Source organism: Bdellovibrionales bacterium (assembly GCA_018266295.1).
In the GTDB taxonomy this organism is placed as follows: Bacteria; Bdellovibrionota; Bdellovibrionia; order Bdellovibrionales; family Bdellovibrionaceae; genus JACMRP01.
Genome location: JAFEAQ010000022.1, coordinates 151,891 through 167,570, shown reverse-complemented (window position 1 = coordinate 167,570; position 15,680 = coordinate 151,891). Strand labels below are relative to the sequence as shown.

Here is a 15,680-nt window from a genome sequence, read left to right as displayed (position 1 = left end):
GAATGTCTTTAGTTTTTAAAAGTAAGCTCTTGAGAGAGCAAATTAAGCATTGGGTCTTGGTTGTTAGTCTTTCAATATGGGCTTTTTCGGTTTCTGTCATTGCCCTTACGAAAAGCGAGAAAGTGATTCTCATTGGTATTGATGATGCGGGCGCAAGGATCATAACTGAAAACAAAGATCGCTTAATACAATCGGAATTGAAGAACTTTTTAAAAGCATTCTTTGATTCCTATTATGTATATGATGAAAAAAACTTCTTACATAAAATTGGCAGCGCTACCGAGATTATGACAGACGACCTTTGGCAGAGAAACAAGGATCGTCTGTTGGACCTGCACCAGAAGCTTCAAAATACGCCTCTATCCCAAACGATGGAAATTGAAAGTATAGATTTAGTCGAACCAGGAAAGGTTGAAGCAATCTTAGGTATAAACATACATTCGCGCATGAATCAGCAAAAGGTGCGTTTAAAAGTCAATTTAGAGTTCAAAAAAAACGATCGAAACGAAAAGAATCCTTGGGGTTTTGAGGTAACGGAGTTGAGTGATGCAGTCATTTAAGACTTTCATTTTGGCATTGTTTTTGAGCTCTACAGGGCATGCTGAAATTAAAAGAATTTCCTCCATCTACAAAGATTTGAGCCAGAGTCAGAAAATCTATCTTCATGGCGGCCTTATCTCAGTTTTAGAGTTCCCGCAGAATATTGTCGAGGTTCGGATTGGTAATCCTAAGAGTATTAAGGCTGTTTTGTCTCAGGTCTCTTCGAAGGAATTGACTCTATATCTTAGCCAACAGGCAGTGGAGCCAACTAACCTCATTGTTAAGTCGGAGAAACGTTTTTATGTTTTTGATATTATTCCTTCAAAAACATCCCATCAAGACTATGTAAAGATTAGTGGTAGTTATGGGGGGCCCAGCTTTAGCGGAACTCAAAGTCCGGCACAGAATCAAGTGCTAGCGCCTTCTCTATCAAAGTCTCAAGGTAGGATAATTGAAAACATTAAAATGGGAGGTGAATAGTATGTTCATTCCAATTTTACTCATTTGTTTTCAAGCTCATGCTCAAGTTCGTTCAAACTTGTATACCAAACCTGAAGTAAAAGTTGTTCCAAATATAGAAGAGGCAAAGAACAAAAAAAAGAAGATTTCTCAAAGCGCGCAATATAATAGTTTCGCGGGGCGTGGAAATTTAGATGCCGAGATTTTAGTAGCGTCTTCATCATATCGTTCCGAAGATAGTCAGATTGTTTTGCCAAGTACAGCAAAGGGGATCCACCTCAAAGGTCTTCGGATTGGAGATGTTGTCAACGCAGAGATCCCCGAGAGTCTTTTTGCATTTCCGGATAGTAAGGCACCAGTTCGAGCAAAGATTAAATCGGGAGAGCTTAGGGGGTCTATATTCTTGGGCGAAGCAAGTTTGGAGAAGAACTCAAAACGTATACTCATTGAGTTTAAGAAATTTCATCCAGGGTTTGGGTTTGACGACTACCAAGTGTCGGCATCTGTTTTAGATCCAAAGGGAATTCTTGGACTTGAAGGGCAGTATGTAAATCAAGAAAGTAAGTTCTTTGCCGCTGAGTTCTTTACATCGGCAGCTGCAGGTTTTGCCGATGCCAGCATTGAGCGCGGGCAAAATGTTTTTGGCAACTACGTCGATGCGCCAACAGTGGATACAGCAAGTAAAAAAGCTCTAAGTAGCGCTATGTCAAAAACGGCGGAGAAGTTTTCAGAAAAAATAAAGGCCTCACCGGAGTACTCAGTTCTTGAGGGGCCAGTTGAAATCAAAATTCTTATTACAGAACAACCAAAAATAGTCGAATAGGAGGAAATATATGTCAGAGGTAATATCAGAGGAAAAGGCAACAAAAAAGGCAACGGCACCTAAGAAGAAGAACGTTTTAAAAAAGTTAGACCCTGATTCTGCGAAGGCTTTGCAGGTTCTGAAAGACAAAGCTAATAAAAAAGTATTCGGAAGAAAAGTTCGAGACTCTGAGATTTTAGCGCTAGGTCTTTCGCTTATTACTACGGATCATATCCAGCAACTTCAAAACCAAACTCTCAGTGAGAAGGACCGTCTTCATATTGCTCATGAAGAGTATCAAAGGGCCAATGGTAAGATTTCATTAGATCAATTTATTGGTAAGTTGCTGGCCGGAGAATTTCGCGCTCAGCATAAAGAAATCAAAAATTAGAATAAAGGGTTCGATCAAGGATTGAACCCTTGGAGGTATTTATGCTAAATTTGGGGACAACAGCGATGACTCAGCATCAACTAGAATTAGATATTGCTGAGGCAAAGCTAAGATCTTTGAAAATTAAGAGATGGTTAAAAACTGATGAAGTGGCTTTGTATTTAGGGTCAACTCGGGAAGCCGTAAAAAAGCTTTATCAAAGAGGTAAAATTTCCGCTAACAAGTTTTGTGGGCGACTTTACTTCGACAGAGAGCAGCTTGATCTACTCATTGAAAACTCTGTGGCAGGACTTCAACCTGTCGCGCCTCGAAAAGGAATTGAAATTCCTAAACCGAGAAGGAGAACGAAATGGGAATAAAAGAAAAAGTTGGACTAGATGGTACAAAGACATATGAAGTCTCCGTACATATTAGAAGCAATGTAAATCGTAGATTTAGATCGCAAAAGAAAAAGGCCGGAATTAAGACTCTGAAAGAAGCCCAAAATGTTGAGAAAGACCTTATCAGGGATTGTTCAATAGATGTGGCAAGGCAAGAGGGCTCTGGATTACCTTGGGCAGATCTTTTAGAAAAATACGAACTTACACATCGCAAAGGCGGAATTGGAGTTAAGAAAATCCAAACGAGTACAATTTGGGACACGATTGCGACCTTAAGAAGATTCACGAGTTCTTGGGATAATAAGATGTGCAATGAGCTCAATGCCGGAGACGCTCGTAAGGTGCTTCAAGCAATGCTGGAGCAGGGGTACTCAAGAAGTCGGTTGCGTGCAGTGAAGTCTGCAATCAATACGATTTTTAAGTGGGGTATTGAAGAGGGGGCAATCATGGGCGTGCGCCACAGCCCGGCCTTTGATATTCAGCTGGGTAAATACCATGATGATAAGCCACCCCAAATTCTTTCGTTGCATGAGATTCAAAAGCTTTTGGATGTCGCCAAAGAAATGGATCACGAATGGTATCCAATTTGGTTCATGGCTCTGCATACTGGAATGAGGTCTGGAGAACTTTTTGCCTTAGAGTGGAACGATATAGACTTTGAGTCAAAAATGATTACCTGCTCCAAGTCTTACAATGGGCGTATGAAAATTATTAAGTCCACCAAGGCCGGGTACTGGCGCAAGATTCCAATGAACAAAGAGATTGAGGCAAAGCTAGTCGATCTTCGAGCACAGGGGAATCACGACAATATTCACGTACTGCCTAGGATTAATAAGTGGCGACGTGGAGAAGCGGCGAGAGTACTAAGGGAGTTCTGTGAGTCCATTGGAGTTCACTCCGTAAATTTTCATGCACTCAGAGCTTGTTTTGCAACGCATCTTTTAAACGCCGGGGTATCCAGCCCTGTGGTTAAAAAGATCTGTGGCTGGACTGATGAGAAGGTCATGACTCGATATATTCGCTTGGCCGGTATCGATGTTAGGGGAGCAACCGAGGGGCTAAACTTCGTGCTTCCGGAGATTGGTGAGAAAAAAGTTGCGAGTCTTACCGATTTCAGAATGGCAAAAAAGTACGTACCGAATCGCGACGAAGAACTATAACTACGAGGCTAAAAAGAGAGACTTCTAGGTATGGAGTTATTAAAATACACAGTTTTTAGAAATCTCGGTGCTGACTTTGTAGCTAAGTCAGTGAAAATAGGAGTGGAAACGACCTCCACCCCATTTTTCCCTTCTCAAAAAATAAGCAAAAACCTAAGTATCAGAAACAACGTAGAACCTGCTCACGCAGGCTTAGACAGGCTTTTTCCAGTTCCAGGGACTGGAAGGGACACTGGGGGACGGGCGTTGGCTGCCATTGGCTACCATTTGTCTGCCACTTTTTCCCGATCCTACGAAGCTCTTCTTTTTTCAATTTTTCTGCATTTTCCAGGCAGAAATAAGCCCATCTTGTCGTCCATCAAAACTCCCATCCACCGCGATGGGGGTTCTGGGGATTCTAGCCGCTCCCTTGCCAGCTTTTTCAACGCCTTAGGCGTTGGGGCGACCTGCTTTAACTTGCTGACCACCCACTCCCAACGTGTTGAGAGCAGGTGGTCAGCAAGGCAGGTCCCCCATTACTTAGGTAACAAAAAGCTGGCAAGGGAGCTCATTTTCCTAGTTGGGAGAGGTTGTTTTTAGTTTTGAGAATAACAACAAGATGGAGTGCCGGGGGTTACCTCAGCCACTTCATCTTTCATCAGTCCGGCCTGTTGAATGGTTTGTGTTTGCAAATCGAAAGGTTGGCGAAGGGAAAGAGTATGCAGACTGCTTATAGTTTTTTTGATTTACCGTATGTTGTGCAAAAAGTGACTTCGCAAAAGGGGTATCGACTTACCGAGCGAGAGTTGGATGTTTTGGAGTTCGTTCTAGAAATGAAATTCTCCACACTTGAAGATTTGCACGCGAAATTTTTTAAAGTTACCAAGCTTGGGACCGTTAGTAACTCGCTGATCTGGGCAAGGCAGCGAGTCCATAAATTAGTAAAATCTGAAATGCTTCAGATTTTAACCGATGTGTGTGCGAGACCGCTCTACGTGATCACTCAAAAAGGCTACTTGTTTTTGCGAAACTCTCGTTCGCAGAAAAACTATTGTCGTCCTCTGCTGGATGTCGATGGTCGCTTTTTTGATCACGATCAGCGTGTGGCGCAGGTTAGGATTGTTCTTGAAAATTCTGGCGTCGTTAAAGAATGGATTTCTGAAAGGCAACTTTCTGAAATTGACGAGTATCGGAAGTGTTTACCGACGGAGTTTCGCCCTGACGCTATCTATGTAACTCCAGAAGGTAAAAGAGTTGCCTTTGAACTTGAGATCGCTCGTAAAACTAAAGAGCGTTATCAGCAAAAGGTGAAGCGCTACATTCATATGATGACGGCGGCGCCAGATGCTGAACGTCTTTTTGAGGAAGTTCACTATGTTTGCGAGAAGGAAGCTGTTTGGAATCTGATTCAAGACCACACTCAACTTTTTCAACCGCTATTTCGTTTTACCATGTTGAGCGAAGTTTTGGGCGAGTAGGGAGGGTTTGAAAATGGAACAAGTTAAAAACTTATTTTTGAGAAATTCACCTGCAGCCCAGGATCGTGTTGTTTTGGGTAAGGTCTCTGGATCTATGTGGCGAAAGGAAGAATTAACGGAAGGACAGTTGAATCATCATGTTCATGTCGTTGGGGCTTCTGGTTATGGGAAGACGGTTTTACTTTCCCATATTATCAAGCAGCGAATCGAACAGGGGAAAGGTTTGCTCTTTATTGATTTAAAATCGGATATGGAGACTCTGCTAAAGTTCTCCAAGCACGTGGCAGAAGCTAACCGTATTGACGATTTAATGATCTTTTCCCTTACGGAAAAGCAAATGTCCTTGTCATATAATTTGATCGAGGATGGGACAGCCACCCAACTTCGGGATCGAATCATCAATAGCCTCAATTGGTCTGAGGAGTACTATAAGAATCAATCTTCGAGCTTCATTCTGAAGTTGATGATTTTGCTGTGCTGGCTTCGAGATAACAAACAGGAGCGATTTCATTTGGGCACCGTTTTGGAGTGCGCAAGTAATCCGGCGAAGATCATTGAGGTAGGGAATAAGATCCCCATGGCTGAAACGAAGTTGAAGCTTCATGCCCAGAATTTGAAAGAGTTCTTGGATGCAAAAGAGCACTTCAATTCTTTGCAAGGGCTGCGAACTCAGTTGGAAAGTATTGTTCTTTCTGACTTTGGGGAGTTGGTGACCTCCGAGATTCCAGGTATCAATTTGTTTGAGGCCTACACCCAATCAAAGATCATCTTCTTATTTTTGGATTCCCGCCGGTATGGCGAAACAGCCAAAGCATTAGGTCGTTTCGTTTTGCAGGATTTAAAATCCGTTTCGGCAAGAGTTGACGGCGAAGTCCCAAAAAAACAACGAAAGCCATTTTCGGTGATTATCGACGAGTTCGCAGACTTAGCCCAAGAAGACTTCATTGGTTTCCTCGACCGCGCCCGAAGTAGTCGGATGTCGGTGGTGGTCGCACACCAAGAGATTTGCGATTTACAGCGCATTAGCCCCGAGTTTGCAGGCAGGCTCATGGGAAACACCTCAACCTTGTATTCGTTCCTCCAGAAGCGTCCGGAGAGCGCAGAGATCATCTCCGGCATTGCAGGGACTCGGACGGTCTGGAAGCAGACCCGGCAGACGGAGCGGTTGGGGTTCTTTGAGGTGGACTCGGGGGGCGGGAGTCGGCGCGAGGTTGAGGAGTTTTGTATTCACCCCAATACCATTAAGTCCCTTAGGGTAGGAAAATGCGTTTGCATTAAGAAGTACCCTGAGGCTAGGGCGTATTTGGTAAATGTGAACAGAGATTAAGGGCCAGGTGCTTAGACTAGCGCCGCTATCCGTAAACAACAGAAATAATTGGGTTTTAGCTGTAATTTAAACAAATCGAAGGAGAGCTGAATTATACCGGACTTGTATTAAACCATCTCAAAATGAGACAGGGGTTTCTCTTGGCTCTTGCGGGGTAGTATTTAATAGTATACTATCAAGTAGTACGGATATAGTTCCGAAAAGATATATGAAAAGGGTATTCGTAGAGGCTGAAGACTTTAAAGACAAAGTCGACGCTTTAGGTGAAAAAGGCTTATTGCAGACGATACAAAGCGAAATTTTAAAGGACCCGGAGACTGGTGTTTTAGTGCAGGGGACTGGCGGAATCAGAAAATTTCGTGTTGGCGCTAAAGGAAAAGGGAAGAGTGGTGGAATCCGGGTGTTTTATCTCGACATTCCAACCAAAGAAAAATGCTACCTCCTTTTTATTTTAGAAAAGTCTGAGGCAGAGAACATAAGCGCTGAAGAGAAAAAAGAACTCAAAGAAGTGGCACAACTTCTTAAAAAGTAGAGGGACCTATGAAGAAGAAAACAAATGAAAAACAAACGAAGCTTGGTCAGGGACTTTTGAAGGGCCTCAAAGAAGCGGTTGCATTTGAAAATAAGAAAATGGATCTCAGAACTACGACTATGGAAATTCCAGATGTGCCGCCAGAATTTAATAAGACGGAAGTTAAAGCAGTTCGCGAGCGCTTAAATGTCAGTCAGCCTATTTTTGCAAAAATCTTAGGTGTTTCTGATGATACTGTGAAGGCATGGGAGCGTGGTGCGAATAAGCCAAGTGGGAGCTCTGCACGGTTGATTCAAATTGCGAAGGAAGAGCCTCAGGCATTTCAGCAGATCATGCAACGACTGGCCGAGTAGTAAATCATTCCACTACAAAAATGCAAAATACATAGAAACGCCACGGGAGATCTGTGGCGTTTTTGTTTTCTTCATATGGAGTAAAACACTTTGCACGAATAGTTTGAAAATTATCTTTAATGTGCAATAGATTGGGTTTTTTAGACAAAAATAGAAAACAATTGATGATTTATATTTTGTTTGTGATCTAATTGATGTCTGAATATAGTTTATTATGAAATTGCAGGGCGAATATGGCCATCGATTTAAATACTTTCGAAGCAAAAGCAAAAGTTGAAGAGATTCTTCGAGACTTTCAAGAAGGCTGTATCACTCTTGTATACAGTAGAGATGACAAAAACTTTCGAACATTAATTTATTGTTCAATCGAAATGTTAGCTGATTGGGTTGAGCGCCCAACAGAACTAGATACCCATGAAAAATTTAGGACCGCTTCAAAGAAAATTGAATTCAATGTTCGACGAAGTGTTCTTTCGACGGCGGAATGCTTGAAGTGGATCGAAGACTGCTCGAAAGGTCAGGTGAACCTTTTTTTGACTTCAAAAGAAAGGCAAGCGGACAGCCCTCCTGGAGAAAGAATCGTTCATGCTTTAAATCTAACTGCTCCGTTTGAATTTCCACAGTTTTTGTATCCTTACAATACCTTCTGGGGAGAAATGCCGATATATGGGCATAGACCATGTGGAGCTAGATGGTTTCAGTTGCGAACAGATATTGAAGTTTTGCCAAATATTTTTGGAAATGATGAGTATGCAAAGCCAATAAATGAGTGGATTGATAAAACATTGCAAATGAAGTTCTCTGAAAGAAGATATCTTTTGGGATCTTGTCATCTGTTTCTAACAAATCCAGTTCTTAAAGAAATTTCCTATGGTCCAACAGATGATTGGAAGTCCCTTCGGGTATCATTGTCCCCAACATCTAAAGCAGATTTGTCTTCTATAAATATCCTGGTTAGAGAGGACTCTGTCGTTGGAATAAAAAATAGAATCGTAATATCTAGTGATGAAGTTCAGACTGAAATGACGATTCCTCTCAAGTCAGAAGTGGATGCCATTGGACTAGAGGTGCTTTGTACTCAACGTGGCCTATTATATTCATCCAAGCCAACTCCTTATATTAAATCTATAAACTTCAATATGAACATTATTAACAAGCAGAGAAATGTACGAATTAAAGATAGAGATGACTCTGTTGATGAATTCTCTGTGGCAGTCCATGGACAGTCGATGAAGTCGAGTGTTGGTGAGCAAAGAGATGATCGAGTCACCAATCTTCTGCTTTCAAAAGAGGAAAGTCTGATCAAGAAGAAAAAGATGGCCGAAAGCTTAGGCCAGAAGTGGTTTGATAAAGACAGTGAAAATCCTAATGGTGAAATTCGTAAAATATTAAATTCTGGTCTAAGCACGATTAGAATTGTAGATCCATATTTCGGTAGTAGTGAGATATATAGATTTGCGACGTCTCTTAGTAATTCAACTATTCCTATTCAAATTTTAACGTCTAAAGAATATTTGAATAAAGGACAGAGCGCGCAGAACATGGTCAAGGCATTGAAGGAAATCAAAGATTTGGATAGCCAAATCAATCCAATCGAAATCAGAGTAATGATGGGGAGAAAGCCGGACATCCATGATCGCTTTTTTGCGATAGACTCAGAAGTTTGGATAGTCGGAACTTCGTTAAATGAATTTGGATCCAGGGGCACAGTAGTTATGAAAGCACCATATCCGGATCCTATTTCTATGAAAATAGAATCTGTGTGGGCGGAAAGTATGCGTTTTGAAGATTATATTAAAACGCGCCCGGTCTCAGAGAAGCCAGTTAAGAAAATTCGGAAAAAAGTAAAGGTCTCTAAGAAATGAGAACTTTAGAGGTCGAGGTTTCTCAGAAGTTAGAGAAGGATATTTATTGGATTTATCTCAATGATGGTGGATTTCCGCGAAAGAAGCTGCAGGAAGGCGATAAGGTATCTTTCCAGCCGATGGCAATTAAGGAATTTGCAGAGGCATTTATTAAGTGTGATAGAGCGATTTGGATTTTAGATGGTTATTTCAATGAGATTCACGGACTTAGCGCTCTTTGGGAGGCGTTCTGCTTTACAAGTGCCCAAGACATAAGAGTTATTAGTTGTGAAAAGAAGCCAAATCAGTGGCTGAAAGATAGAATTAAAGAGACCTGGGAGCCACAGGTGGAAATTCAATGGAGAGAATATTCAAAAAATACATTTCCCATTCATGATCGATTCGCCCTTTTAGACAATGAACTTTGGCATTTTGGTTCGACTGTTGGCGGTGGATACCCCGGGGTCGGCGCTGCGACTAGAGGTTGGGACTCAGAGAAGTTTGTGAAAATATTTAAAAATTTGTGGGAGAAGTGATGGATCGACGCTTTAACTGGATAAATGATTTGTATAGAGGTCATTTGAAGGTCTCTGAAGAAAAGGGACAAGTCCGCGCAAAGCCACTTCTGGGTGATAAAGATATCGAGAGGTTTTTATCAAAATATTTAACATCACTTGCTGCCAGTTCAAAAAGTGAAGTAGACCCATCAAAATTTTTAACAAAAGCTTCCCAATTGAAAATTGAGAAGGTGATGAGTCGAGAAGACTTAATTGATGTTTTGACGACTTCAAATTCACATACCGAAAATTATTTTATTTTTAAAACAGTTGTCTTAGATTTTATTCGTAATTCACTTTCTATAAAAAATTTCGAGAAATTATTGAAGGCAATTTTAAAGCTGCACCTTTATTCCGAGTTTCTTGAAATTGCTGAAAATAAAATTAGAATCGCACCCTCAAAAGAATGGTTAAACTTGCTCTGTAAAGGTCCGCGCAAGAGAAAGGACTATTTTGAAACTAGATTTTCGCGTGGAGAGTTTAACGAGAAAGAAATAGATTCAGAAATTTATTATACTGGACCCGGGCAAATAAGCTCATTTTCTCGAGAGTTTGGTCATTCTCCGATAAAGGCAAACTATAGTCTCAAGTTTCGTCTAATGGCTAGGATGTTCCCCAAAGAATTTGTCACATGGTTTGAAGCAATAAAGAACGTTCCGTTTCAATTGGCGGTTTTTGAGTCTCTGGATGTTGATAAGGATAGAGACTTAGCTATGGCATTGATTAAGTTCGTTGATTTTGGAGTTAACCAAAGGCAGCTAAGCAAATCAGTCCTAGCTCCCTTATTGGTTGAATCGGGAGTTAGCTATTATAAAGATCTAGTGTCGACGCTTCAGATGACATCGCGAAATGCATCTTTTGACGAAAAGACGAAGCATTGGATTCAAAGAGCTGAGACTGAAATAAAAAATATTGAAAATGATGAAAGGCCTAAGTTTTTCGAGGAATTCCTTGGAGTGGTTTTAAATGCTCGTGGCGGAATTTTAGTGAGTATTGATTTAGCCATGGAGTTGGCTAGAAGTGTCTACCATCTGGAGGTGCGCGATGATGGTGAAAGTAGTCCTTCTTTAGCTATTTATACCGCATTGATTGCCGAATTATCTCATCGTGGAATAACCTCTGAATTCATTCTCAAACGTTTTAAAGAAATTGATAGGTTTTTAATTAGTCTTGACCACTATACAAAGGGCTATGCTTTTTTTGTGGCAATTGAGTTGGCGAAAACCCAAGCTGACTTTGAACTTCTGTTTCAGTGGCTTAGAGAATTAATGTGTGCTAAGCAGAGCCTAATTACGTCGATGGCAAATGAATTTTCGAAAGTAAGAGTGGCAAGCTACCAAAAAGTCGCGACCGTCATTTATAATTCGAAAGTGTCTTTAGATGAATTGAAAGCACTTTGGAAAGATTTGTATCCGCAAAGAGGAAGTTTAATTTTTGGCCGATCGGGCCATGATGACCTTGCAGCAAGCAAGTTTTTGATTTCCCTGGAATTTGCGATGATAGATATTTTTGGCGATCATAAGACAAATATTGAGATCGAAGACCTCTGGAAGTTGGCTCAAGAGCATCAGGTGCTCTTATACGACAACTACAATGTGTTAGTGCGAATAGATGATCATATTTATCTTAAATCTTTTGCATATATTCCGGCCATCTTTAAAGAGGAATGGTCTTCGGTAGTAAGCGAGCAGTGGTACAATTTTAGCCATAAAAAGAGATTTGTATTACTGGCGGCTGCCAATTTGATAGCCAACGGAATTTCATTTTCTGAGGTCGATGATTTTTTTAGTAAAAAAGGAATCTCGCTTCGAGAGAGTTGGAATGCGGCAAATCTTGAGAATGCATGGCGTACCAATTCGCAGAAGGCTGTTATGGGTTGGATAGATGCACACGTTGTTAGCCACCTTGATTTAGAAGGGAATTAAGCATTACTTAGCGTAGGGAGGTTCACGGTATCTGCCTATTGCTTATCTCTTTTACGTTTCTGTCGCACGCGATAAAGAGATCCACAAGACGTCGAGCACCATTTTACGTTTGATCTCCCGATGAAAAACTGCTGGCACTCAGGGTTCTTACATCGCTTGAGCCCTTCAAGCCATCCAAGCGATACCATATTTGAAAACATGTATGCAGCGAAGACTGTTGGAGGAGGTTTGTGCGGAATATGAGCCACGAACATTGCTGCCATCTTTTTTGCAGAATTCATGACGTGACACTGGTGTCCTATAATACAAATGTTTTTATTCAAAGTATTAACTAAAACTGTAGAAGCGCCGTTTTTTAGGTATTCATTCATGCACCAATAAATAAAATCGTCGTGAGCTATTTGTATCTGATCTCGATCCTTTAGCTGCTTAATATGGTTATTAGCACCCTCGGTAAGATAAGTTGTAAATCTTCTGTCATATCTGATTGGTGGTTTCCCACCGGTATTTCCATTTTTATCGGTATTCTGAACATAAAAGCAATTCTGTAACACTTTTTCCATTAATTTCCCATCTTGAAGATGTAACGGGTTACATGCTCTTATCATGTTACATTTTTTAGAGGAAGGAAGATGGAGGAGAGAGTATGAAGTTTTCGCTAGTTAATGGAGAGCGTCAAGAGGCTGCTAAAGGCTTATCAGGCATATGTATTGGATGTTCGCAGCCAATGATTCCTAAGTGCGGATCTATCAAGATTTGGCATTGGGCTCATAAGGGTGCAAGAACGTGCGATCCTTGGTGGGAAAATGAGACTGAGTGGCATCGTAATTGGAAATCACGTTATCCAGTGGAGTGGCAAGAAGTTGTGCATCACTCAGAGTCGGGGGAGAAGCACATCGCAGATATTAAAACAAATCTTGGGTGGGTAGTTGAAATTCAACATTCTTACCTAGATCCGAGTGAGCGGAAATCCCGCGAAGACTTTTACAAAAAACTTATTTGGGTGGTGGATGGTAAACGTCGTAAACGAGATTATCAAAAGTTTATAGACGCTATAAATTATGGTGGTGTGGTGAGTGATGCGCCATTATTTATTCGGAAGCTGAATAGTCACGACTGTGCTTTAGTTGGTGATTGGGCAGATAGTGATGTACCAGTATTTTTTGACTTTGGTGATCGCATTAGGTCAGGAGAAAGTGAGATAGAGGTCGTTTGGTGGCTGTTGCCGAAGGATTCTAGTGGAAAAAGAAACTATATTATGTTGGAGTCAAAACTTGGTTTGGTTCAGAGACTTCGTGACGATGTGGCTCGAGTTCAAGAGTTCGAAGCCATCCTAAACGAATTCGCCACTCTTGTAAGGGTACGAGAGGAGCTCGAACTGAAGAGACAGACAATATTAGAAAGAAGGAGAAATCGGTTTTTACTTTAAATAGGGTTATATCCAATAAGTAAGAGTCTGTCTGTCTTTGTAAGCCGTGGAGTTTGATAAGCAGGCCGCAATGTCCTTCGGTGAAAGATCTTTTTTAGCTTCTGCAACTGATTGTAAAACCTTTTTTATGAATACTTCGACATCTGAAGATGCGAAAATATCTCTTCCTATTCCGAACTCGTAATTTAGGCCGTCTCGGATAATAGGCTCAGAGAAATTAAAGTACGAACTTGGAATGAATACGCGAGACTCTAAGTGATCAAACAGTTCAATATGCTCATCAATTTCCTTATCCTGCTGAAGTAGGAATAGACCCATCAGTACGATCGATAAAGAAATACATGGTCGCGAGAACACTTCGTGAGGGAATGGAATTCTATCTGGGGCGCCACGGAAAAGGATATAGCGATAGACATCATCATCATCCTTCCTGATGTTCAAGATTTTACATCTGCTTAAATTTAGATCCTGGTAAAGGCTTGAAATTATTTGAGTTATGTCTTTTTCAAAAGGGCACGATCCCTGTTGAATAGCTGAGATCAAGCTAGAAATGTGATGTGCTTGCTCATCATCAACGATTCTGAATCCAGATCGACATTTTGAGGCAAGCTCTATCGCAAGTTGCTTTAAGTATTCTTGATTGCCTTCGTTCGGAAATAGCAGGGTATATTGAGAAATTAGCGCTGCAGATTCAGTGATACGCTTCGGATATGAAACAAAGCCAGCTATTCCATCCTCTGCATAGCTAAAAGGATGTTCCGTCGCAAGTTCGTCTTTGATCTGAGATAAGCAGTTATCGTATGCAATCCTCACCTCAGCAAGAAAAAAAGATTGGTAGCTGTCTCGAATTGGCAATTCAGAAAGGAATAGCGAAAATCCATGGAAAACACTTGTTACGTCTAAGAATATTGAAGAGTCATTCAAGTTTTGGCAGTGCTGTTTTAGATTTAAAAATATGCCGATTGCTATTTCCTGAAATTGCTTTTCCTGCTGTGTAATAGCGTGTACTGACTTTAAAAAACTATTCAATTCAAAAGAATCAAATTTTTCAAGCGTTGAGACGATTTTTAGAAATTGCCTTTGGATATTTGGATTCTCATGAAATATCTTTTTTGAAGTTTTATGTAGTTCTACTAACTCCGCAGAATTCTCTGCCTGGATTCCAGAGTAATTTAGATTTATGGAAAACTGGCCTGGGCCTGCTAGGCTCACTCCGTGAAATACAGGGGTTTGGTCATCTGAGAAATCTGGCAGTTGTGAAATATGCGTTGCGATCTCTGATAAAGAGAGGTGGGGGCGCAGTTGACTGATTACATATTCGCCCTTTAGGCATTTAATTAAGTGTTCACTTAAAAGTCCGTATACCTCTCCTTCAGAAGCCATCTGGTTTGCATAGCAGCCTGCTAAAATTCCAAGTGATGGGGAGTGGTCGAGAGCAAGATTGTTGATCGATGCCAGTTTAGATATGTCTGATATAGATCCTCCAGACTCGCAAGCGTCAATGACAAGGTTGATTTCTCCAAATCCTAGCTCAAGAGCAAAAGATATCACTTCATGAACAGGTAAAGCTGTGGTGCTGAGTAAATTTCCTTTTGTATCCTGTAGGCATAAATATAAGGACTCGTTCTTAACTCCTCCGTGTCCTGAGAATATGAATGTGAAGATTGAGTCATCTGGAGATTTTTTATCCGAAATTACTTTCATAGCCTCCTTAACGTCTTGTAGGGTGGGCGAAAGCAACTGGTGGCTTTTTTCTGGAGAATAGCCTCCGACCGCCGGATCTGTTAACAGATCAAAGAGAGTGCTTGCATCATTTTCAGCTGCTGGAAGCTTGAGGAGGCATTGAGTGTCGCGATATTCCGTTGACCCGATTACAATACAGCATTTCATTTCTTATCTCCAGAATGTGGAAACTTTGATTTTCTGGTTTGCTCCTCTTGAATAGCCTCTAGTGCTTTTCTTTCGTATAGTTCCTGAAATTTCTTTTGAAATTCAGGGTCTTTTTGTACTTCCTGAAGCTTTTGCGCCAAAGCAGGTCCTGCAACTATTTGAGGGGCAGAGATAGAGCCAGTTTTAGTCACCCTTACGCCTGTCATCTCAAGGCTTTTCAAGATCATATCACCGGATATTGGTTGGCCCTTATTGTCGATTATCTGACCAGTTTCTTCCGTTACTTCATCAATTTTGGCGAAGAAAGTCTTTGCTAAAGCACTTGAAAGCCCTTCGATAATGGTATCGATAAAATGGATGGCATTAGAAAAATCGCCGTTAGTAATTGCGGAGAATTGAATGCCTGCTGATGTGTGGTGTCGTTTGAACTCTGTTTGTCGAACATTTTGGTCGACGTCTTTATACTCGACCTTGATGCCATGTTCATAGTTGTGGATATTCTCAGTTGGCATCAGATGAGCCAAACTATCTTTGGTTAAAGTATTTATGTTCTCTCTAAGATTTTTGGAGCAAATCTCACTTGTCTCAACGTAACGACGAAATTTCACAACTTATCTCCAGTGATTCACGTTTC

17 protein-coding genes are annotated in these 15,680 nt (G+C 41.0%); 14 read left to right on the top strand and 3 right to left on the bottom strand.

Annotated features, from left to right (window positions below):
* The first annotated feature begins 2 nt into the window (after positions 1-2).
* From JSU04_20255 to JSU04_20195, 13 genes are all read left to right on the top strand, one after another.
* Positions 3-560 (top strand): hypothetical protein, encoded by a 558-nt coding sequence (locus tag JSU04_20255; GenBank protein ID MBS1972652.1) that lies wholly within the window; start codon positions 3-5, stop codon positions 558-560.
* On the top strand, positions 547-1,020 hold the full coding sequence (locus JSU04_20250; GenBank protein MBS1972651.1) for a hypothetical protein: 474 nt from the start codon (positions 547-549) through the stop codon (positions 1,018-1,020). The genes JSU04_20255 and JSU04_20250 overlap by 14 nt, the downstream gene beginning before the upstream one ends.
* A gap of 1 nt (position 1,021) precedes the next feature.
* Positions 1,022-1,822 carry a hypothetical protein gene (locus JSU04_20245; protein ID MBS1972650.1) on the top strand — a complete coding sequence of 267 codons (801 nt, stop codon included), beginning with the start codon at positions 1,022-1,024 and terminating at the stop codon, positions 1,820-1,822.
* Positions 1,823-1,832: 10 nt separating this feature from the next.
* The gene (locus JSU04_20240) at positions 1,833-2,192 is read left to right on the top strand and encodes a hypothetical protein (GenBank protein MBS1972649.1); all 360 of its coding nucleotides are present in this window, start codon (positions 1,833-1,835) and stop codon (positions 2,190-2,192) included.
* 41 nt (positions 2,193-2,233) lie between these two features.
* Positions 2,234-2,551 (top strand): helix-turn-helix domain-containing protein, encoded by a 318-nt coding sequence (locus tag JSU04_20235; protein ID MBS1972648.1) that lies wholly within the window; start codon positions 2,234-2,236, stop codon positions 2,549-2,551.
* A complete protein-coding gene (locus JSU04_20230; protein ID MBS1972647.1) occupies positions 2,542-3,732 on the top strand; it encodes a site-specific integrase in 1,191 nt (396 codons plus the stop codon). Before JSU04_20235 ends, JSU04_20230 begins: the two co-directional genes overlap by 10 nt.
* A 569-nt stretch (positions 3,733-4,301) precedes the next feature.
* Positions 4,302-5,189, top strand: a complete 888-nt coding sequence (locus tag JSU04_20225; protein ID MBS1972646.1) for a replication-relaxation family protein — start codon at positions 4,302-4,304, stop codon at positions 5,187-5,189.
* 13 nt (positions 5,190-5,202) lie between these two features.
* Entirely contained in the window at positions 5,203-6,516 is a 1,314-nt protein-coding gene (locus JSU04_20220) for a TraM recognition domain-containing protein (GenBank protein ID MBS1972645.1), read from the top strand.
* Between the two features lie 277 nt (positions 6,517-6,793).
* Entirely contained in the window at positions 6,794-7,048 is a 255-nt protein-coding gene (locus JSU04_20215) for a type II toxin-antitoxin system RelE/ParE family toxin (GenBank protein ID MBS1972644.1), read from the top strand.
* Positions 7,049-7,056: 8 nt separating this feature from the next.
* Positions 7,057-7,401: a hypothetical protein gene (locus tag JSU04_20210; protein ID MBS1972643.1), complete on the top strand. Its 345-nt coding sequence runs from the start codon at positions 7,057-7,059 to the stop codon at positions 7,399-7,401.
* 233 nt (positions 7,402-7,634) lie between these two features.
* Complete coding sequence (locus JSU04_20205; protein MBS1972642.1) at positions 7,635-9,266, top strand: hypothetical protein; 1,632 nt, start codon at positions 7,635-7,637, stop codon at positions 9,264-9,266.
* Positions 9,263-9,781: a hypothetical protein gene (locus JSU04_20200; GenBank protein MBS1972641.1), complete on the top strand. Its 519-nt coding sequence runs from the start codon at positions 9,263-9,265 to the stop codon at positions 9,779-9,781. The genes JSU04_20205 and JSU04_20200 overlap by 4 nt, the downstream gene beginning before the upstream one ends.
* Positions 9,781-11,727 (top strand): hypothetical protein, encoded by a 1,947-nt coding sequence (locus JSU04_20195; protein ID MBS1972640.1) that lies wholly within the window; start codon positions 9,781-9,783, stop codon positions 11,725-11,727. The genes JSU04_20200 and JSU04_20195 overlap by 1 nt, the downstream gene beginning before the upstream one ends.
* Before the next feature lie 35 nt (positions 11,728-11,762).
* On the opposite strand, the gene JSU04_20190 is transcribed toward JSU04_20195, so the two are convergent.
* Positions 11,763-12,290, bottom strand: a complete 528-nt coding sequence (locus tag JSU04_20190) for a CGNR zinc finger domain-containing protein (protein MBS1972639.1) — start codon at positions 12,288-12,290, stop codon at positions 11,763-11,765.
* Positions 12,291-12,373: 83 nt separating this feature from the next.
* Here JSU04_20190 and JSU04_20185 point away from each other — a divergent pair, with 83 nt between their 5' ends.
* Positions 12,374-13,156, top strand: a complete 783-nt coding sequence (locus tag JSU04_20185) for a hypothetical protein (protein ID MBS1972638.1) — start codon at positions 12,374-12,376, stop codon at positions 13,154-13,156.
* Positions 13,157-13,162: 6 nt separating this feature from the next.
* On the opposite strand, the gene JSU04_20180 is transcribed toward JSU04_20185, so the two are convergent.
* Positions 13,163-15,046 (bottom strand): caspase family protein, encoded by a 1,884-nt coding sequence (locus JSU04_20180; GenBank protein MBS1972637.1) that lies wholly within the window; start codon positions 15,044-15,046, stop codon positions 13,163-13,165.
* The gene (locus tag JSU04_20175; GenBank protein ID MBS1972636.1) at positions 15,043-15,654 is read right to left on the bottom strand and encodes a hypothetical protein; all 612 of its coding nucleotides are present in this window, start codon (positions 15,652-15,654) and stop codon (positions 15,043-15,045) included. The genes JSU04_20180 and JSU04_20175 overlap by 4 nt, the downstream gene beginning before the upstream one ends.
* Between the last annotated feature and the right edge of the window lie 26 nt (positions 15,655-15,680).